This is a genomic window from Nevskia sp. (genome assembly GCF_021732705.1).
GTDB lineage: Bacteria > Pseudomonadota > Gammaproteobacteria > Nevskiales > Nevskiaceae > Nevskia.
Window position 1 is genome coordinate 40,232 of the sequence record NZ_JAKFUM010000017.1, and the last position, 18,685, is coordinate 58,916.

At 65.5% G+C, this 18,685-nt stretch carries 17 protein-coding genes and 1 pseudogene; 5 read left to right on the top strand and 13 right to left on the bottom strand.

The window, feature by feature from the left end; translation table 11 throughout:
- Positions 1 to 8: 8 nt before the first annotated feature.
- The gene (locus QZ951_RS17805) at positions 9 to 143 is read right to left on the bottom strand and encodes a hypothetical protein (protein WP_293003022.1); all 135 of its coding nucleotides are present in this window, start codon (positions 141 to 143) and stop codon (positions 9 to 11) included.
- A 312-nt stretch (positions 144 to 455) separates the two neighbouring features.
- Between QZ951_RS17805 and QZ951_RS17810 the strand changes: the two genes are divergently transcribed.
- The gene (locus QZ951_RS17810) at positions 456 to 644 is read left to right on the top strand and encodes a hypothetical protein (RefSeq protein ID WP_293003023.1); all 189 of its coding nucleotides are present in this window, start codon (positions 456 to 458) and stop codon (positions 642 to 644) included.
- A 94-nt stretch (positions 645 to 738) separates the two neighbouring features.
- On the opposite strand, the gene QZ951_RS17815 is transcribed toward QZ951_RS17810, so the two are convergent.
- The 4 genes from QZ951_RS17815 to QZ951_RS17830 all read right to left on the bottom strand — a co-directional run bounded on the left by QZ951_RS17815 (position 739) and on the right by QZ951_RS17830 (position 5,382).
- Complete coding sequence (locus QZ951_RS17815; RefSeq protein ID WP_293003024.1) at positions 739 to 1,968, bottom strand: HEPN domain-containing protein; 1,230 nt, start codon at positions 1,966 to 1,968, stop codon at positions 739 to 741.
- A gap of 132 nt (positions 1,969 to 2,100) precedes the next feature.
- Positions 2,101 to 3,081, bottom strand: a complete 981-nt coding sequence (locus QZ951_RS17820) for a YncE family protein (RefSeq protein ID WP_293003026.1) — start codon at positions 3,079 to 3,081, stop codon at positions 2,101 to 2,103.
- On the bottom strand, positions 3,078 to 3,587 hold the full coding sequence (locus QZ951_RS17825) for an SRPBCC family protein (RefSeq protein WP_366943981.1): 510 nt from the start codon (positions 3,585 to 3,587) through the stop codon (positions 3,078 to 3,080). The genes QZ951_RS17820 and QZ951_RS17825 overlap by 4 nt, the downstream gene beginning before the upstream one ends.
- A gap of 97 nt (positions 3,588 to 3,684) precedes the next feature.
- Positions 3,685 to 5,382, bottom strand: coding sequence for an amidase (locus QZ951_RS17830; RefSeq protein ID WP_293003031.1), 1,698 nt, complete (start codon positions 5,380 to 5,382; stop codon positions 3,685 to 3,687).
- 268 nt (positions 5,383 to 5,650) lie between these two features.
- Between QZ951_RS17830 and QZ951_RS17835 the strand changes: the two genes are divergently transcribed.
- Together QZ951_RS17835 and QZ951_RS17840 are read left to right on the top strand one after the other, a co-directional pair.
- The gene (locus tag QZ951_RS17835) at positions 5,651 to 8,017 is read left to right on the top strand and encodes a TonB-dependent receptor (protein WP_293003034.1); all 2,367 of its coding nucleotides are present in this window, start codon (positions 5,651 to 5,653) and stop codon (positions 8,015 to 8,017) included.
- A gap of 98 nt (positions 8,018 to 8,115) precedes the next feature.
- The gene (locus tag QZ951_RS17840; protein WP_293003036.1) at positions 8,116 to 8,583 is read left to right on the top strand and encodes a cupin domain-containing protein; all 468 of its coding nucleotides are present in this window, start codon (positions 8,116 to 8,118) and stop codon (positions 8,581 to 8,583) included.
- On the opposite strand, the gene QZ951_RS17845 is transcribed toward QZ951_RS17840, so the two are convergent.
- Entirely contained in the window at positions 8,584 to 9,240 is a 657-nt protein-coding gene (locus QZ951_RS17845) for a LysE/ArgO family amino acid transporter (protein ID WP_293003038.1), read from the bottom strand.
- Between the two features lie 163 nt (positions 9,241 to 9,403).
- Here QZ951_RS17845 and QZ951_RS17850 point away from each other — a divergent pair.
- Positions 9,404 to 10,058, top strand: a pseudogene (locus QZ951_RS17850) (transposase).
- Between the two features lie 80 nt (positions 10,059 to 10,138).
- Here QZ951_RS17850 and typA read toward each other — a convergent pair.
- On the bottom strand, positions 10,139 to 11,980 hold the full coding sequence (typA, locus tag QZ951_RS17855; RefSeq protein ID WP_293003040.1) for a translational GTPase TypA: 1,842 nt from the start codon (positions 11,978 to 11,980) through the stop codon (positions 10,139 to 10,141).
- Positions 11,981 to 12,207: 227 nt separating this feature from the next.
- Between typA and QZ951_RS17860 the strand changes: the two genes are divergently transcribed.
- Positions 12,208 to 12,960, top strand: a complete 753-nt coding sequence (locus tag QZ951_RS17860; RefSeq protein ID WP_293003042.1) for a DUF4197 domain-containing protein — start codon at positions 12,208 to 12,210, stop codon at positions 12,958 to 12,960.
- Between the two features lie 19 nt (positions 12,961 to 12,979).
- Here QZ951_RS17860 and QZ951_RS17865 read toward each other — a convergent pair whose 3' ends face one another.
- From QZ951_RS17865 to QZ951_RS17890, 6 genes are all read right to left on the bottom strand, one after another.
- Positions 12,980 to 13,981 (bottom strand): formylglycine-generating enzyme family protein, encoded by a 1,002-nt coding sequence (locus QZ951_RS17865; protein ID WP_293003044.1) that lies wholly within the window; start codon positions 13,979 to 13,981, stop codon positions 12,980 to 12,982.
- Positions 13,978 to 14,637, bottom strand: coding sequence for a TonB C-terminal domain-containing protein (locus tag QZ951_RS17870; protein WP_293003046.1), 660 nt, complete (start codon positions 14,635 to 14,637; stop codon positions 13,978 to 13,980). The genes QZ951_RS17865 and QZ951_RS17870 overlap by 4 nt, the downstream gene beginning before the upstream one ends.
- Before the next feature lie 60 nt (positions 14,638 to 14,697).
- Positions 14,698 to 15,255, bottom strand: a complete 558-nt coding sequence (locus tag QZ951_RS17875) for a hypothetical protein (RefSeq protein ID WP_293003048.1) — start codon at positions 15,253 to 15,255, stop codon at positions 14,698 to 14,700.
- 222 nt (positions 15,256 to 15,477) lie between these two features.
- Positions 15,478 to 16,200 carry a cytochrome c biogenesis CcdA family protein gene (locus tag QZ951_RS17880; RefSeq protein WP_293003050.1) on the bottom strand — a complete coding sequence of 241 codons (723 nt, stop codon included), beginning with the start codon at positions 16,198 to 16,200 and terminating at the stop codon, positions 15,478 to 15,480.
- A gap of 27 nt (positions 16,201 to 16,227) precedes the next feature.
- Positions 16,228 to 16,635: a thioredoxin family protein gene (locus QZ951_RS17885; protein ID WP_293003052.1), complete on the bottom strand. Its 408-nt coding sequence runs from the start codon at positions 16,633 to 16,635 to the stop codon at positions 16,228 to 16,230.
- 140 nt (positions 16,636 to 16,775) lie between these two features.
- Positions 16,776 to 18,659 carry an ATP-binding cassette domain-containing protein gene (locus QZ951_RS17890; protein WP_293003054.1) on the bottom strand — a complete coding sequence of 628 codons (1,884 nt, stop codon included), beginning with the start codon at positions 18,657 to 18,659 and terminating at the stop codon, positions 16,776 to 16,778.
- Between the last annotated feature and the right edge of the window lie 26 nt (positions 18,660 to 18,685).

Consider the following 18,685-nt stretch of genomic DNA (forward strand, 5'->3'; position numbering starts at 1 on the left):
CCACGGTTTCAAGGGTTCTCGCTGGGCGCGATGAAGCGCCCGAAACCGCGCGGCCCGTCGGCAGTCTCGACCGAGCGGGTGACCCGCAGCGCCGCCGCGTCAATCTGCTGCACCGTGTTGCTCTCCCAGTTCACGACGTACATGGAGCGGCCATCGCCGCTGGTGTCGATGCCTTCCGGGTAGTCGCCAACCCGGGATCGAGGCCACTACGGCAAGTGTGCATTAGTCGAACGCGTTGACGGTCCCGGTGTACTGGTTGCTGACGAAGCCGCGGACGTGGGCGACGTTCGTCACCCAGTGCCTGCTCGGCGGCTAGCGCAGTGACGGCCCGGCGGCAGCGGCCCGGAGTTCTAAGTAAAATTTCCGCCGTCCGACGACGCGTTAGCCCGCGTCGACTTCGCCAATGCCGATCCGGTCATCATCGCTGCCACCACGGTAGGCCGCAGCCGCTTGCCATGCGGCTGTCCGAGTTACAGACCATCGGCGCAAGTACGCTGCAGGTCCTACTGCATCAGGTTCGCGTGCCGATGCTGATCGTCAACGGTCTTGAGGATGCGTTCTTTGCCCGGCCGCTCGGCGGTAATTTTCTGCACAACCTGTACCCGAAGGGTCCGAGCGCACATCGCCGGACTTCCGCAAAATGATGGATGCCTGACTCCGCCAGTACCGGTTCTGAAGCCATGCCGATCCTCGGCCTGCCCGGTGATTTACCCGATCGCCGGCTTGGCCGAGGGAGTCTTAGGATCGAAACTTAAGTGCCTGCCGCCTGAGGTGGATTTGGCGCTTCAGCTCAATTCGTTCAGTTGGGGATTCGAGGAAAAAATTACATTCTTCGAGTGAACGAAATTTCGAAGCGTTGTTGATGTGAAACCAAGCAAGTCTCATGAAATAAAATTGCAGCTGATAGCAATAATTTCTCGCGCGGCTAGACTCCTCGCCGACATGGACTGTAGAGTTTCTGTAAAGACGCAAATGTTCGAGCATTTGCAAGTGATAGTCACGATCGCTAAACAAAAATGCGCACTGATTTACTAATCTCTCGTAGTCGGCATTTGCGGTTGATGAAAGCGATTCGAAGGCGCCCCAGAGCTTTAGGAACGCCGTATTTGGATCGCGTTCGTCTAGTGCGCGAGCAAATCTGATCAGCGCTGAGATTATCGCCTCGCGATATGCACATTTCGCAATCTGCCGCAGCGCTTTATTACAATTTGAATGCAGCTTTACTGGGTCAAGAAATTCAAATGGTCGGGCTTTCGTAAAAATTGGATCGAACCAAATACCGTCAACTGCCGAGCTTCCATCAGGCCGGTGAAGTGTATGAATGCTGCCCATGCGAATTACATTGATGGGCTCGTACGCTACGTGTCCAAAGCTAATCTTTAGTTGCGGATTGAGCTGTGAACACCATAAAGCTCTCAGCAAATCGATCGAGCGAAAAGATTTACTAAATGCTGCTTCTGGATTTTTCGCTCTGACTTGTATTGTCAGGTTTTGATAATTACTAGGCGTTTTTTCTGCGACGTCACCCCAGTCTTCAATTTGTAAATTTCGTGTTTTCAGGAAATTTTTAGGAAATATCTTCTTAGAAAAATATATTCTATTACCCAGGCACTCTATGCTTCTTAATGAATTTACATGCGACACCGAAACAGTAGATAAAAAATGGTAAATCTCATCTTTTTTTGATAGCTTGTCGGAGAGAAGGCGATTTAAAATTTCAAGAAAGCCATCGGTCGTGAGGCTTTTTGATGTTGACTTGGCTAGACCTTCCCAGATCAAGCTATATGTATCGATTTCGGAGGATACAACAGGCAAATCGAGCATGGAGTGCAAGGCCGGAAGTATATTTTCAATCTCGAAGCCAGAATAAAAAATAGATTGGTCTTCAGATTTAACTCGCATGCTTTCAAGTTTGTTTAAAATAACTTGAGGTCTTAATCTTCGATTCTTCTTCCATTTTATAGGCATAGCGAGTCTCGGTTAGGAGAGAAGTACATATCCTTTCAGGCTACGGGAGCTTTTTCTATGTTTTCGTCTCGATAATCGAAATATTGTTTTCTGTATATCGAGCCCAGAGGTATCTTGGTCAGTGGTTTGCTGCTACTTAACCGGTATTGAAGTGACAAAGCGCCCGAAGCCGCGTGGCCCGTCGGCGGTGTCGACCATGCGCGTGACGCGCAGCGTTGCCGCATCGATCTGCTGCACCGTGTTGCTTTCCCAGTTCACGACATAGACCGAGCGGCCGTCGCCGCTGGTGTCGATGCCTTCCGGGTAGTCGCCGACCGGGATCGTCGCCAGCACGGCGAGCGTCTGCTCGTCGAACGCGGTGACGGTGCCGGCGTACTGGTTGGTGACGAAACCGCGGCCACTGGCGAAGGCCACGGCGTACGGGCGCTCGCCGACCGGCACGGTGCCGATGACGCGGGCGCTGGCCACGTCGATCACGCTGACATCGTGGCTGCCGACGTTCGCGGTGTAGGCGCGGCGGCCGTCGGCGGACAGCGTGACGCCGAACGGCCGCGTGCCGACCTTGACCACGGCGCGCACGGTCAGCGTGTCGGCATCGAGGATCGAGACCTGATCGTCGTCGCGGTCCGCGCTCAGCAGCGTGTGGCCGTCATCGGTGATCGCGAGGCCGCTCGGCGACTGGCCGACCGCGACGAAGCCGGAGATGGCGCGGGTCACCGGATCGATCGCATAGACGCGATGCTCGTACCAGTCCGCAACGTAGACCGGGCTGCCCGAGGGCGGCACGGCGATGCCGAGCGGCCCGCCGCCGACGGGGACCTTGCCGACGACGCTGCGGCTGGCCGTATCGAGAATGCTGACGCAGCGGCCTTCCGGGCTGGTGACATAGGCCCGGCCGGCCTGGGTGGCGATGGCGATGCCGGCCGGCTTGCCGTCGACCGGGATATCCGAAACGCGGGTCATCGTCGCCAGATCGATGACGCTGACCCGGTTCGCGACCTGCGCCGGCACGAAGGCGAACTCGCGAGCCTCGGCGGCTGGGGCCGACGCGGGCAGCAGCGCCGCAGCCAGCGCGATCCCGCGCGCGACGCTGCTGCCGATGCCGCGGCTCACTTGCCGCTTTCGAGCGCTTTCTTCAGTTCGGCGAGGCTGCTCTGGTACAGCTTGGTGACGGCGGCCTGCGAGGCGTCGTCGTTCAGTTCCGGCGGCGGGTCGTTGTTCGGATAGCCGCGGTAGAAGCCGGCGCGCCATTCGACCTTGCTGGTGGCGCCGTCACCGCTGACGGTGATCGTCGACGAGTAGTTGCTGACCGGCAGCACCTTCGGCTCGACCATCGTGATCTTGTAGGTATAGGTCCTGGCGGCCGCGTCGTACTTGGTCAGCTCTTCGGCAACCGTCGGCGCGCCTTCGGCCTTCAGCGTCAGCACGCGGGTGGCGCCGACCTCGCTGCCGCCCTTGGCGTCGGTCTTGGCAACCGCCGGAATCCACGCGGCATCGTCGAACTTCCCGATCTTCGCCCAGACCTTGTCGGCGGGAGCGGCGATCTCGATCGACTCCGTCACCTTCAGCCGCGACGGGCCGTGCGCCTGCACCAGCGACGGCACCACGGCCAGCGCCATGGCGCCGGCCCACACAAACGAACGCTTCGACACGGGCAACTCCTCCAGTAGTTCTGACGATTGTTGTGACGCGCGTTTCTTGGAACGCGGGCGGAGTTTATCGTTCGACGCTGGTCGCGGTGGCGATCGTGTTCGAGGCCGGCAAGGTCGGCGGGCGGCGCAGTTTCGTCGCCTGTTCGTAGGCGTGGCCGTAGCGCAGCAGGCGCGCTTCGCTCCACGCCGGGCCGACGAACGACAGGCCCACGGGCAGGCCGTCGACGAAGCCCATCGGCACGGTCAGGTGTGGATAGCCCGACACCGCCGGAGCCGACGAGATGCCGCCGCCGATGACGTGATCGCCGAGCGTGTGGTCGGTCAGCCAGGCCGGGGCGCCGGTCGGGGCGATCAGGACATCGAGCTTGTGCTTCTTCAGCGCCGCATCGATGCCATCGCGGCCGGCCAGCTTCAGCGAGCGGGCGCGTGCCTTGCGGTACTTCGCGTCGGTCAGCGGGCCGACCGTGTCGGACATCGTGAACAGCTCCTGTCCGAAGTACGGCATTTCCTGCGCGGCTTCCCGGGCATTGAACGCGATCAGCGCCGACAGCGTCTTCGGCGCGTCGGCATCGAGCGCGGCCAGATACTTCGCGATGCCGTCCTTGAACTCGACCTGCAGCACGAGGAACTCGTCGTCGTCGTAGTCGCCCTGATTCGGCAGTTCGACGTCGTCGACGATCACGGCACCGGCCGCTTTCAGGGCCGTGATCGCCTCGTCGAAGCGCGATTCGACGCTCGGCAGGAAATCGGCCAGCTTGCGCAGCACGCCGATCCGCACACCCTGCAGCGACGCGGCTGCCAGCCCGCAGTGGAAGCACTCGCTGGCGCGCGCACCGGTCAGCGCCTTCGTCGCCGGATCGGCATCGTCGCGGCCGGCGAGGGCATCGAGCAGCAGCGCCGCATCGGCCACCGTGCGGGTCATCGGCCCGGCGGTGTCCTGGCTGGCGGCGATCGGGATGATGCCGCTGCGCGACACCCGGCCCAGGGTCGGCTTCAGGCCGACCAGCCCGTTGACCGTGCTCGGGCAGACGATCGAGCCGTCGGTCTCCGTGCCGACGGCGATCGCGGCGAGATTCGCGGCAATCGCCGCGCCGGACCCGGAACTGGAGCCGCAGGCGTTGCGATCCAGCGCATACGGATTGCGGGTCTGGCCGCCGCGGCCGCTCCAGCCGCTGGACGAATGGGTCGAACGCCAGTTGGCCCATTCGCTGAGATTGGTCTTGCCCAGCACGATGGCACCTGCGGCCCGCAGGCGTTCGACAAGGTGGGCATCGCGCGCCGGACGGTGACCGACCAGCGCCAGCGAGCCGGCCGTGGTTTCCATCACTTCGGGTCCGGTGCCGGCGGTCGCGATGTTGTCCTTCAGCAGCACCGGAATGCCGTGCAGCGGGCCATGAATCTTGCCGGTGCGGCGTTCGGCGTCGCGCAGGTCGGCCACGGCCAGCGCACCGGGGTTCAGCTCGATCACCGATTTCAGACCGTTGTCGCCATGGTCGATCGCCGCGATCCGCGCCAGATAGAACGACACCAGCGCCCGCGATGTCAGCCGACCTTCGGCCAGCCAGCCCTGCAGCTGCGCGACGGTCGCTTCCTCGATCGGCGGCAGCGCCGGCTGGCCATCGGCGGCGGGCGCCGTTTCGAACGCACCCGACCGCGCTTGCGGCGCGGGGCTGGAGCAGGCGGTGACGGCGGCGACCAACGCGGCGGCAAGGCCTGTGACACACGCGGCGGGCAGGCGATTCAGGGTCGGGCGAAAGGTCATGGCAGTCACGGCAGCGGGGCTTGGGTGGGCATCGCAAGAATGTAACCACTGCCGCGCGGCGACGGTCGTCCGATCTCGCAGCGCGCAGCGCCGGTTCGGCCCGAGCGCACGACTGATGGCGATCAACGCGGGATGCACGCGCCTTCGGCTAGCTTAGTAAGCAGTAAGCAAAAACATTCATAACAATAATCCCAACCGCATGGCCGGCAGGAACTGCTGGCGGCGGTTGCAGGCATTCGAGTCGGAAACCGTTTTCAAGGGGATATCGATGCACGCAGGTCAGCGGGGTCGGGTGTCGGCGGCGGTGTTCGGGTGGGCGTGCCTCGGTCTGGCGCACGGCGTGGCCGCGGCGGAGCCCGGCGAAAGCGGCGCGGCTGCGGAAGCCGTCGAGACGGCCGGTGCGGCGGTCCAGGTGGCGGCCGACGATACCGCCGTCAAGCTCAAGGACGTGCAGGTTCGCGGCCAGAAATCACCGGTCGACGCCAACACGCCGAGCACGGTCGAAAGCCTCAGCCGGGCCGATCTGGCGGTGCAGAACATCACCAGCTCCGAAGACAGCCTGAAGTACCTGCCGAACATCGCGACGCGCAAGCGCTACATCGGCGACCGGAATGGCGGTGTCGAGACGCGCGGCACCAACAATCGCCAGACGGCCCGCGCGCTGGTGCTGGTCGATGGCGTGCTGCTGTCGAACCTGCTCGGTTCGCAGGATCAGATCGCGCCGCGCTGGTCGCTGGTGCTGCCCGAGGAAATCGAGCGGGTCGACGTGATCTACGGTCCTTACTCGGCGCTGTATTCCGGCAATGCCATCGGCGCGGCGGTGCTGTTCACCACCAGCCTGCCGAAAACCCTGCAGGTCAGCGCCGGCTTCCAGGCCAACAGTCAGGATTTCAACTACTTCGGCACCCGCGACACGTTCTCCGGCTACACCGCCAATGCCTTCATCGGCAATCGCGTCGGCAAGTGGAGCTTCCTGCTCGGCGTCAACCGGCTCGATGCCACGAGCCAGCCGAACGGCTTCGTCGCGCTGCCGGTCTCGACCACACCGGCACAGCCGGCGGACACGGTCATCGTCAGCGGCGCGTTTCCGACGCAGAACCGCAGCGGCGCCGATGTCGTGCTGCTGGGTCCGGGCGGCGGCAACATCGAGAACACGCGGCAGAACGAGTTCAAGGCCAAGCTGGCGTACGACTTTTCCTCGACCCTGCAGGCTCGGGTGACGGTCGCCGGCTGGACCAACGACCGCATCACCGGCGAGCCCGGCAACACCACGTATCTGCGCGATGCCGCCGGCAACCCGGTGTTCGCCGGCAACGTCAACATCGGCGGCATCCGCTACACGATTCCCGCCACCAGCTTCTCGCCGGCGCTGGGCAGCGAGGAGCACCTCAATGTCGCGGCCACGCTCAAGTCCGACTACGCCAGCGGCTGGAACTTCACCGCCATCGCCTCGTACTACGAGATGCTCGAGAACCTCCAGCGCGCGGCCACCACGGCGCAGCCGGGCAGCCTCGTCGGCGGCGCCGGCACGCTGAACGATCAAGGCGGCAGCGGCTGGCAGACCTTCGACCTGAAGTTCGATCGCAAGCCGGTGGCGGGCGAGCGGCATTGGCTGACCTTCGGCTATCACGTCGACCAGTACGACTTCCGGCAGCTGCGCAACAACACCGCGAACTGGCGCTCCGGCGGCCGCGGCAGCGAGCTGAGCCGCGCCAAGGGCCGCACCCAGACCCACGCGCTGTACGCGCAGGACGCCTGGCGCTTTGCCGAGGACTGGAAGACCGTGCTCGGACTGCGCGCCGAGTACTGGCACACGTTCGACGCCGTCAGCGTCACGCCGACGGTGACCAACGACCTGCCGAATCGCAATGAACAGGCGGTGTCGCCGAAGGCCGCGATCGAGTACACGCCGACGCCGGACTGGCTGCTGCGCCTGAGCTATGCCCGCGCCACGCGCTTCCCGACCGTGATCGAGCTGTTCCAGGGCTCGATCTCGCCGCTGGTGATTGCCAACAGCGATCCGAACCTCAGGCCGGAGCGCGGCAACTGGGCCGAATTCGGCGCCGAGCGCACCTGGCACAAGGCCCGCGTGCGCGGCTCGCTGTATCTGGAAGACACGCGCGACACGCTGTTCAACCAGACCAACAGCGGCAACGTGCCGAGTGTCAGCGATGCCCAGAACATCGATCACGTCAGGATCTTCGGCGCGGAGCTGTCGGCCGAGGCGCGCGATGTCGTGATCCCGCGCCTGAGCCTGATCGGTACCGCCGCGGTCAACCACTCGGAAGTGCTGGCGAACCGCAACCAGCCGGCCACCGTCGGCAAGGAATTTCCGCAGCTGCCGCGCGTCCGTGCCAGCTTTCTCGCGAACTACGGCATCACGTCCGATATCGGCATCACCTTTTCCGGTCGCTACTCGGGCAAGCAGTTCGCCACCGTCGACAACAGCGACATCAATCCGCGCGCGTACAACGGCATCAGCAGCTATGTCGTGTTCGACTCGAAGCTGACCTGGCAGATCACCCGGAACGCCGGCATCGGTTTCGGCATCGACAACCTCGCCGACGAACGCTACTTCATCAACCATCCGTTCCCCGGCCGCACCTTCTTCGGCGAGGCCCGCGTCAGCTTCTGACCCGGTCCGCGCGATCGACCGGCCGGCTGCACGCGGGCTTGCCGAATGCACCTGTGCACGCGAGGATTTTGCGGTCACCACCGCTGAGTCCCCGCTATATGACGAGCCCCCGAACGCCGCTGGTTGCCTCGCTGGTGCTGTCCCTGCTGGTGGCGGTGGCCAGCGCTGCCGCTGCACCCCCGAGCCCCGAGTCGCCGGCGACACCGGCCGCGATCGAAGTGACGCCACGTCTGAAGGCGAGCACCAGCTGGAACGGCGCGCTGCTGCACTATCCGGACGGTCAGGCCGAGATCACCGGTCTGGAAATCGCGCTGGCGCCGAGTGCGGAAACCGGCTGGCACACGCATCCGGCGCCGTCGTTCGGCGTGGTGCTCGAAGGCGAATGGACCGTGATGCTGGCCGATGGTCGCAGCCGCACGTTCCAGAAGGGCGAGACCGTGGTCGAGGTCGTCGACACGCCGCACAACGGCCGCAACACCGGCAGCACGACCGCGCGGGTGCTGGTGTTCTATTCCGGCGCCGCTGGTCAGACCCTGACCCAGAAGCAGGCCGCGCCGCCGCCGTGATCAGCCGATCGCCGTCGGCAGACCGGAGATTTCCGGTGCGAGCAGGGTGACGGCGATCGCTGCCATCACAACGGCAATCAGCGCATCGAGCACGCGCCAGGTGATCGGCCGGCGGAACATCGGGGCAAGGGCCGCCGCGCCGTAACCGAGGCCGTAGAACCACAGGCACGATGCCGCCATCGCACCGAGCGCGAACGCCAGCCGCGCGCTGCCGCCGTACTGGCCGCCGATGCTGCCGACCAGCAGCACCGTATCGAGATAGACGTGCGGATTCAGCCAGGTCACGGCAAGGCAGGTCAGCACCGCCGCGCGCAGCGCGACGGGTGCGTTCGACGCGCTGTCGACCTCCAGCGTGCCCGGATCACGCAGCGCCGCCCGCAGGCTGCGGGCGGCATACGCCAGCAGGAACAGGCCGCCGATCCAGCCGGCCGCGTGCAGCAGCAGCGGACTCTGCTGCACCAGCGTGCCGAAGCCGCCGCAGCCGACCGCGATCAGCGTGGCGTCGGACACGAAGCACAGGGAAGCCAGCACGAAGACATGTTCGCGCTTCAGTCCCTGCTTCAGCAGATAGGCGTTCTGCGCACCGATCGCGACGATCAGCGAGCCGCCCAGGCCGATGCCGCGGGCAAACGCGGTCCAGATCGTTGCATCCACCATCGTGGACTCCGAATTTACGGTGACACCTTACAAATTCCCCGAGTGCGCAGCGAGATAGCCCAAATGCAATCCGGTACTTTTCCTTGACCGTAGGGCGATTGGACCGGCCAGCCTTTTGTAGACACCTTAGTCGCCATAATCGAAGGCAATGACCGAGGTGTTTATGAGTAGCAATCGGCAGTACACGGACGAGCTCAAGAGCGAGGTGGTGAAACAGGTGGTCGAGCGCGGCTTCACGGTGGTGGACGTGGCAACGCGGATCGGGATTCCCAGGCACACGCTGTATGGCTGGGTGCAAAGCGCGAGCAAGGCTTCGGGCCCGACTGCTGGGACAGTCGCGCCGACGAGCGATTCTGCCGAAGTGCGTCGGCTCAAGGCTGAGCTCAAGCGGGTCACCGAAGAGCGCGACATCCTCAAAAAGCCGCCGCGTACTTTGCCAGGGGGTGAAGGCGAAGTGCGCGTTCATGCGCGTGCATGCTGGGGAGTTTCGCCTGTGCACTATGTGCCGGGTGCTGGTTCATTCCGATCAGGGCTGCCAATTCACGAGCAGCGATTGGTAGTCGTTCCTGAAGGCGCACCGGATGTTGCCGAGCATGAGTCGTCGCGGAAACTGTCACGACAACGCAGTCGCGGAAAGCTTTTTCAGCGCCTTAAAGAAGGAACGCATCAAACGCCGGATCTACCCCACGCGAGCTGCCGCAGTTTCCGACGTCTTCGACTACATCGAGATGTTCTACAACCCAATCCGTCGGCATGGTTCCGCCGGCGGCGTGTCACCGTTAGCGTTTGCAAGGCGCTTCGCGCTAAGCGGCAACTGACTGTCTACGGAAGGCTGGCCGGTCCAAAAGCAGAACGCCGACTTTCGTCGGCGTTCGGGCTGCAGAGTCAGTACTTGGACTCAGGCTGCTTCGCTGCGGCCGCGCTTGCGCTCGTGTTCCTTCAGGAACTTCTTGCGGATGCGGATCGAGGTCGGCGTCAGTTCGACCAGTTCGTCTTCGTTGATGAACTCCAGCGCCTGCTCCAGCGAATGCTTGACCGGCGGGGTCAGCAGCACATTCTCGTCCGAGCCGGAGGCGCGCATGTTCGTGAGCTTCTTGCCCTTCAGCACGTTGACGACGAGATCGTTGTCGCGCGAGTGGATGCCGACGATCTGGCCTTCGTACACGTCGACGGCGGCGTCCACCATCATGCGGCCGCGCTCCTGCAGGTTGAACAGCGCGTACGGCGCGGTCTTGCCCTGCTCGTTCGAGATCAGCACGCCGTTGTGGCGATTGCCGATGGCGGCGTTCTCGGCCTTCGGGCCGAAGTGGTCGAAGTTGTGGAACAGCAGGCCGGTGCCCGAGGTCATCGACATGAACTCGGTCTGGAAGCCGATCAGGCCGCGCGACGGAATCGTGTATTCCAGACGCACGCGCCCCTTGCCGTCCGGAACCATGTTGGTCATCTTGCCGCCGCGTTCGGCGAGGCCCTGGATGGTGCCGCCCTGATGGGTTTCCTCGACATCGGCAACCAGCGTTTCGTACGGTTCGCACATCACGCCGTCGATTTCCTTCTCGATCACTTCCGGACGCGCCACGGCGATCTCGTAGCCTTCGCGGCGCATGTTTTCCAGCAGAATGCCGAGGTGCAGCAGGCCGCGGCCCGAGACCTTGAACTGGTCACCGGCGTTGCCCTGTTCGACGCGCAGCGCGACGTTGGTCTTCAGCTCGCGCTGCAGGCGGTCGCCGATCTGGCGGCTGGTGACGAACTTGCCTTCCTTGCCCGCGAACGGCGACTTGTTGACCTCGAACATCATGCTCATCGTCGGCTCGTCGACCTGCAGGGTCGCGAGCTGTTCCGGGTTCTTCAGGTCGCAGATCGTTTCGGAGATGCCGAGGTCGGCGATGCCGGTGATGGCGACGATGTCGCCGGCTTCCGCTTCCGGCACTTCGATCTTGTCCAGACCCATGAAGCCGAGCACCTGCAGCACCTTGCCGGTGCGCACGGCGCCGTCACGGCCGACGACCGAGACCTGCTGGTTCGGCTTGACCTTGCCGCGGGTGATGCGGCCGGTGCCGATGACACCGACGTACGACGAGTACGCGAGCGAGGTCACCTGCATCTGGAACGGGCCATCGCTGTTGACCTTCGGCGGCGCAACCTGATCGACGATGGTCTGGAACAGCGGGTCCATGTTGCCTTCGCGGATGTCCGGGTTGTCGCCGGCATAGCCGTTCAGCGCGGAAGCGTAGACGATCGGGAAGTCGAGCTGCTTGTCGGTGGCGCCGAGCTTGTCGAACAGGTCGAACACCTGATCGATCACCCAGTGGGCGCGGGCGCCCGGACGGTCGATCTTGTTGACCACGACGATCGGGTTCAGGCCCATGCCGAACGCCTTCTGGGTCACGAAACGGGTCTGCGGCATCGGGCCGTCGGCGGCGTCGACCAGCAGACAGACGCAGTCGACCATCGACAGCACGCGTTCCACTTCGCCGCCGAAGTCGGCGTGCCCCGGGGTGTCGACGATGTTGATGCGGTATTCGATGTCGGTGCGCGCGTCGCGCCAGCGGATCGCCGTGTTCTTCGACAGGATGGTGATGCCGCGCTCGCGTTCGAGATCGTTCGAGTCCATCACGCGTTCGCCGAGGTTTTCGCGCGCGTCGAGGGTCTGCGACTGACGCAGGAGCTTGTCGACGAGCGTAGTCTTGCCGTGGTCGACGTGGGCAATGATGGCGATGTTGCGAAGGTTCTGAAGGCTCACGGATGCGTCTCGGTCGTGCGTGCTTGCTGCGGCGCAGCAAGAAAAAGATCGCAGATTGTACGCAGGTCGAGGTGAAAACGCATGCTTTTTGCTTGTGGCGGGCGGCTTCGTTTGTCGGTCGCCGGTGCGAAACGACGGACTTTCCGCCGTCATCGCGACCGACGATCATCCGCAGGCGAGGCTGTCTGCCCACAGTGCCCCGAGTGGATTCCGAACCGAGCCGATCGATGACCCCGCCCCGCCGCCCCCTGCTGTTGCCCGTTTTCGCCGCTGCCGCGTCGATGATCCTGCTGGCCTCGGCGCTACCGCAGCCCGTGCGGGCCGACAAGTTCAGCGACTTCGCGAAGAAGGCGCTGTCCCAGCCCGGCGCGGCGAGCGCGCTGTCGGATTCCGACATCGGCGCCGGCCTCAAGGAGGCGCTGGCCAAGGGCACGAAGTCGGCGGTCAGCCAGCTTGGCAGCACCGATGGCTACTGGAAGAACGCGCGCTTCCAGATACCGCTGCCGAAGCCGCTGAAGAAGGCCGATGCCGTGCTGCGCGGCTTCGGAGCCGGACCGAAGCTCGACGAGCTGCACCTGTCGATCAATCGCGCGGCCGAATCGGCGGTGCCGGTCGCGGCCGATGTCTTTTCCGAAGCGGTGAAGAAGCTGACCGTCGACGACGTGCGCGGCATTCTCGGCGGGGCACCGGATGCCGCGACGCAGTATTTCAAGCGAACGACCGGCGACACGCTGCTGGCGAAGTTCCGGCCGATCGTCGCCGGCATCACGGCCAAGGCGGGCCTTGCACAGCAGTACAAGGGCATTGTCGCCAGCGCCGGCCCGCTGGCCGCCACGCTCGGCGCGCCGGATCTCGATACCTATGTCACCCAGAAGGCGCTCGACAGCCTGTTCCTGCGCGTGGCCGACGAGGAAAGGTCGATCCGCGAGAACCCGGCCGCGCGGACCAGCGAACTGCTGAAGAAGGTGTTCGCGAAGTAGCGCGCCGTCCGGCGCCTCGTCAGCGCGGGGTTGCCGTCGGCGCCGGCGTCCGCTTGACGGCAGTTGCCGGCAGGGTCAGTGCCACGCGGAAGCCGAGGGCGTCGCTGACGTTGTTCGCGGCATCGGCGTCGCGGTTCGAGGGCCGCATCGCGCCGGCGCCATTGCCCCAGCCGCCGCCGCGGTTGACCCGCTTGCGGCAGCCGCCGTCATCGATCCAGGCGCGGCCATCGGTCGGCGCGCCTTCGTAGGTCGGATGCCAGCAGTCCTCGACCCACTCCCAGACGTTGCCCTGCAGGTCGGACACGCCGAACGCGTTCGGCGGAAAGCTGCCGACCGGTGCGGTGTCCGGGAACGTGTCGTTGCAGCCGGCGCTCCAGGTCAGTTCCGGGTGACGCAGAGTGGCCGACTGATCGAGCGCGTTGGCGTAGCTGCAGGTGTACTGGCTCGGCTGGCTGAAGGTCTGCGCGCCATCGGCGGCCACGCCGGCGCGCATCACGTATTCCCATTCCGCTTCCGACGGCAGGCGATACGGCTGGCCGCTGCGCGCGGCGAGCCACTCGACGTACTGCCGCGCCTGGTTCCAGTTGATGCCGGTGACCGGGTGGCGCGGCCCGGCCTCGGCGCCGTTCGGCACCGAACTCGGCGACAGGCAAGCCCCGGCGGCGACGCAGGCCGCCCATTCGCCGCGGGTGACCTCGTAACGACCGATCGCGAACGGCGCGACGGTGACCGCATGCGCCGGCCGCTCGAACTCGCGGCCGTTGCCGATGGCATCGCCCATCATGAAGCGGCCGCCGCTGAAGCGGACCATCTCCGGCGTGTCGGCACAGTGCCGGAAATAGGCGGTGCGGCTGCCGGCGGGGTGATTGACCGTCAGCTTGCAGCCGCTGGCGGCCACCGCTGCTGCAGCGACCGGCGCGTTCGCCGTGGCGGCGCGAACCGGTGCCGCGGCTGGCGCGAGCATCGGAAGCGCACCGAGGGCGCCCAGCAGACAGCGACGGAACAGGACAGCAGACGTCATGGCGTGAACTCGATGTCGATGGTGCCGGCGGCGGTGCGGGCTTCGATCAGCGGAATCGGCTGGCTTTTCCAGACCGCCCGGCGGACCGATTCCTCCAGCTCGTAACTGCCGCAGGGCTTGACGAAATGCACGGCGGCAATCCGGCCGCCGGCAAGATAATCGATCCGGATCAGGCATTTGAACTGGCTTGGCGCAGATGCCGGTTCCAGCCAGTTGTCGTGGATGCGGCCGATCAGCGATTCCTGCGGCGTTTCTTCCGGCGGCGGCGGGGCCGGCTTCGGCGCCTGCGTGGCCGCACCCGGCGGCTTCGGCGTGGCGCTGGCCGCGGCTGCGGGCGGTGGCGGTTTCGGCGGCGACGGCTGTGGCTTCGGTGGCGTTGCCGGAATCGGCGTCGGGGTTGGCGCGCGTTCCGGTGGCGGCTCGATCACCTTCGGCGGCGGTGGTGGAACGGGTGCCGGCGGCACCGGCTTCGGGCGGCTGACGGCGACGGTCGGCGACGGCGGCGCCATCGTGATCTGGATCAGCTTCGGTGCCTGCGGTGCCGGGCTGCCGCGGCCGGCAATCTTCAGCTGGTTGACCAGCAGCACGAACAGCAGGCCATGCAGCAGCAACGAAAACGCCGCGCCGATCCGGCGCGGCGTCAAGGTCGGGGACAACCCCTCAGTCAAGCGGAGACGGCTCGTTCAGCGTGACCGAAGCACGACGCTGCCGGGCGATCAGGGCTTGAACGTGAAGCTCACGCCGCCGAGCACGATCGCGCCTTCGCCCACTTCCGGACCGGACGTCGCGACGTTGATCTCGGCGCCGGCGCTGACGGCAAGCTGCACGCCGTACTGGCCGCTGTTGCCGAAGCGCCACGCGTAGCCGCCGCGCACGGTCGGCTGGAACACGGTGATGTCGCTCGTGCCGGAGCCGGGGCCGCGGTAGTCGATCTCGAGGAAGAACAGTTCGAGGCGGCCGCCGGCGAACCAGCCGGTCTGGTTCGGGCCGAAGTAGCGGTCGACCGTGCCGCCGAAGCCGAAGCCGCCGCCGCTTTCGTCATCGAACTCGCCGTTGTTGCCGCGCTCGGCCACGTTATAGCCGGCATGCAGCGAGCCGTAGTAGTTGTTCGACAGCGGCAGGCCGAGACCACCGGTGAAGATCACGCCGGACGGATAGCCGCGGATTTCGCCGAACGGCTCGAACTGCTCGGCCTGCGCCGGCACCGCAGCCAATGCCGCGATGGTTGGAACGGCCGCCAGCAGCCAGCGGGAAAGTGTCGAACGTGGGGTCATGGTCGGTCAGCCTCGAACAGCGGTTTGGGGGCGAAAACAGAGCCTACAACAGAAGGTCGCGTCAACGGTTTGTCGAAAGCCAAGGTCCGCACCGGCCCCGCGCCAGCATAGATAACGGCGGTGCCGCGGCCAGCGGCCCGTACGAAAGGCGGGATCGATGCATCCGCGGAAACGCGGACTGCCAAGGACCGTTGGCGCAGCCGCGCCGCGCGACCGTGCCGCTCAGTAGCGCGTGGTCAGTTCCAGCAGCCAGGCCGGCGCGTGGTCGAGCAGCCAGATTTCGACGTCATGGTCGTAGCCGCTGACGATGCCGAGGCCGATCAGCAGGAAGGCCAGCCCGAGCACGAGCTTGCCGCCGCGCGCGGCGCCGATCATCCGCCCGCGCACGCGCACCAGCGCCTGTCGCGACAGGCTGCCGACGATGACCAGCGGCAGTGCCGCACCGAGACCGAAGACCAGCATCACCAGCGCGGCCTGACCGAGATTCTGACCGGCGCTGGCCAGCGTTGCCGCGGCACCGAGCGTCGGCCCGACGCACGGCGTCCAGACCATGCCGAGAATCAGGCCGACCAGCAGCTGCCCGTGCCAGCCGGCGCCATCGACCCGCGCCGACCACTGGCCGCCGCGGTTCGCCAGCGCGCTGCCGAGCCGCGTGAACGCAGCCTGCAGCGGCGGGATCAGCAGCACCGCCGCGAAGCCGATCAGCAGCACGCCGGCCACTTGCCGGAACACGTCCTCGGTCAGCCCCAGCGACACGCCGACGGTGGCGATGAACAGGCCGAGGGTGGTGAACGACACGGTGAGCCCGACGCCGAGCGCCAGCGCGCCGTGGCGATGCGCCGATGCCGCCGTCGAGATCACGATCGGCAGCAGCGGCAGCACGCACGGCGACAGGGTCGACAGCACGCCGGACAGCGCCGCCAGCGGCAGCGTCGCCAGATTCATCGGCAGACCTCGGCCCGGCGCCTGCGATCAGAGCGCCTTGTCGAGCAGCGCGCCGATGTCGCCTTTCGAGGTGATGCCAGTCGCGCGGGCCACTTCCTGACCGCCGGCGAACAGCACCAGCGTGCTCTGGCGCGACACGTTGAACTGCTTGCGCACGTCCTTCTGGCGGTCGAAATCGACGACCAGCACGGTGACGTTCGCGTACTTCGGATCATTCACCAGCGACTTCACGACCGGCGCCTGCGCGCGGCAGGTCGGGCACCACTCGGCGTGAACCTGCAGCAGCACCGGCGCACCGGATTGCAGGGCCTGACCGTAGGCTTCGGCGGTATACGGCGCGATGCCGCCGGCGTGGGCGACGCTGCCGAGCAGGCTGGCGGCGACCAGCGCGACAACGGCGAGCAGACGGCGGAGGGTCGATTGGATCGAGGACATGGCGGGCAAGCTCCGGGAGCGGGAAAGTCGGCAGCGTGCGTGCGCCGTGCGGCAGCGGCTATGCCCGATGCGACCGCTTTCATGCCGTCCTGTTCCAACCGCCGCGCGCCCGGGCGGACGCGCAGCACTGGAACGGACGATCAGCGCAGCGCTTCGAGCTGCTCCCAGCGGGCATAGGCGCGGGTCAGTTCGCTGTCGATGATCGCGAGCCGCGCCTGCGTCGCCAGCGCCTGCTCGCGCTGCGTGGCGAAGAACTTCGGATCGCTGAGCTTCAGGCCCAGCTCGCGCTGCTCGTTTTCGAGCTTCTCGATCTGCTTCGGCAGATTGTCCAGCTCGCGCTTTTCCTTGGAGTTCAGGCCCGGGGCCGCCGTCACCACCGGCTTCGGCGCTTCGGCCTTCACCGTCTCGACCTTCTTCGGCTCCGGCCGCACCGCGGTGAACGACACATCCTTGCGCTGGCGCAGCCAGTCCTCGTAGCCGCCGACATACTCGCCGATGCGGCCGCCGCCTTCGTAGACGAAGGTGCGGGTGACGACGTTGTTCAGGAATGCACGGTCATGGCTGACCATCAGCACGGTGCCCTGATAGTCGATCAGCAGCTCTTCGAGCAGATCGAGCGTCTCGACATCGAGATCGTTGGTCGGCTCGTCGAGGATCAGCAGGTTCGACGGTTCGGCGAACAGGCGCGCCAGCAGCAGACGCGCGCGCTCTCCGCCGCTCAGTGCCTTGACCGGCGAGCGGGCACGATCCGGCGTGAACAGGAACTGCTGCAGGTAGCTCATGACGTGCAGCTGCTTGCCGTCGATGGTGACGAAGTCCTTGCCGCCGCCGATGTTCTCGAACACCGGCTTGGCATCGTCGAGCTGCGCGCGCAGCTGGTCGAAATACGCCACTTCGAGCTTCGAGCCGTTGCGCACGGTGCCGCTGTCCGGTTCCAGCTTGGCCAGCAGCAGGTTCAGCAAGGTGGTCTTGCCGGCGCCGTTCGGGCCGATGATGCCGATCTTGTCGCCGCGCAGGATCGTGGTCGAGAAGTTCTTGACGATCAGCTTGTCGCCACGCGAGAAGCTGATGTTCTTCGCTTCCGCGACCAGCTTTCCGGACTTCTCCGCTTCCTGCAGCACCAGCTTCGCTTCGCCGGACAGTTCGCGCCGCGCCGCATATTCGCTGCGCAGCTTCTTGAGGCGCTCGACGCGGCCCTGATCGCGCACGCGCCGCGCCTTGATGCCCTTGCGGATCCAGACCTCTTCCTGCGCCAGCTTCTTGTCGAACAGCGCGTTGGCCTGTTCCTCGATCCGCAGCGCCTCTTCCTTGCGCACCAGATATTCGTCATAGGTGCCGGGCCAACTGCGCAGGATGCCGCGATCCAGCTCGATGATCCGGGTCGCCAGGCGGCGCAGGAAGGCGCGGTCATGGGTGATGAACAGCAGGGTGCCGGGCCAGGTGGCGAGGAAATCCTCGAGCCAAGTGATCGAGTCGATGTCGAGATGGTTGGTCGGCTCGTCCAGCAGCAGCACGTCCGGCTCGGCGACCAGCGCCCGGGCCAGCAGCGCGCGGCGCTTCAGACCGCCGGACAGCTCGGCGAAATCGAGGTCCGGCGGCAGCTGCAGGCGCTCGACCATCGCATGCACCTTGCTGTCGATGGTCCAGCCATCGAGCGCCTCGAGCGCGGTCTGCACGCGGCCGAGCTTGTCCATGTTGTCCGGCTCGTGCAGCAGCAGATGGTGGTACTCCGCGACCAGCCGACCGGCCTTGCCGAGCCCGTCGGCCACCACCTCGAACACCGAGCCTTCGATGCCGGTCGGCACGTCCTGCGGCAGTTCGGTGATGCGCAGGCCCTGGCTGCGCACCAGTTCGCCGGAATCGATCGCGACTTCGCCGGTCAGCACCTTCATCAGGGTCGACTTGCCGGTCCCGTTGCGGCCGACCAGACACAGGCGCTCGCCGGCATCGAGCGTGAAGTTGACCTGATCGAGCAACACCGTGTTGCCGAGGTTGAGATTCACGTTCTTGAAGCTGATCAGCATGGACGGCTCTGGCGACGCGCGGGGGA

Excerpts from the sequence above, each read along its gene's own strand:
- QZ951_RS17825 (WP_366943981.1), bottom strand. The coding sequence starts at position 3,587 with ATGGCGCTGGCCGTGGTGCCGTCGCTGGTGCAGGCGCACGGCCCGTCG.
- QZ951_RS17840 (WP_293003036.1), top strand. The coding sequence starts at position 8,116 with ATGACGAGCCCCCGAACGCCGCTGGTTGCCTCGCTGGTGCTGTCCCTG.
- QZ951_RS17835 (WP_293003034.1), top strand. The coding sequence starts at position 5,651 with ATGCACGCAGGTCAGCGGGGTCGGGTGTCGGCGGCGGTGTTCGGGTGG.
- QZ951_RS17845 (WP_293003038.1), bottom strand. The coding sequence starts at position 9,240 with ATGGTGGATGCAACGATCTGGACCGCGTTTGCCCGCGGCATCGGCCTG.
- QZ951_RS17865 (WP_293003044.1), bottom strand. The coding sequence starts at position 13,981 with ATGACGTCTGCTGTCCTGTTCCGTCGCTGTCTGCTGGGCGCCCTCGGT.
- QZ951_RS17830 (WP_293003031.1), bottom strand. The coding sequence starts at position 5,382 with ATGACCTTTCGCCCGACCCTGAATCGCCTGCCCGCCGCGTGTGTCACA.
- QZ951_RS17885 (WP_293003052.1), bottom strand. The coding sequence starts at position 16,635 with ATGTCCTCGATCCAATCGACCCTCCGCCGTCTGCTCGCCGTTGTCGCG.
- QZ951_RS17890 (WP_293003054.1), bottom strand. The coding sequence starts at position 18,659 with ATGCTGATCAGCTTCAAGAACGTGAATCTCAACCTCGGCAACACGGTG.
- QZ951_RS17875 (WP_293003048.1), bottom strand. The coding sequence starts at position 15,255 with ATGACCCCACGTTCGACACTTTCCCGCTGGCTGCTGGCGGCCGTTCCA.
- QZ951_RS17810 (WP_293003023.1), top strand. The coding sequence starts at position 456 with ATGCGGCTGTCCGAGTTACAGACCATCGGCGCAAGTACGCTGCAGGTC.
- QZ951_RS17805 (WP_293003022.1), bottom strand. The coding sequence starts at position 143 with ATGTACGTCGTGAACTGGGAGAGCAACACGGTGCAGCAGATTGACGCG.
- QZ951_RS17860 (WP_293003042.1), top strand. The coding sequence starts at position 12,208 with ATGACCCCGCCCCGCCGCCCCCTGCTGTTGCCCGTTTTCGCCGCTGCC.
- QZ951_RS17815 (WP_293003024.1), bottom strand. The coding sequence starts at position 1,968 with ATGCCTATAAAATGGAAGAAGAATCGAAGATTAAGACCTCAAGTTATT.
- QZ951_RS17880 (WP_293003050.1), bottom strand. The coding sequence starts at position 16,200 with ATGAATCTGGCGACGCTGCCGCTGGCGGCGCTGTCCGGCGTGCTGTCG.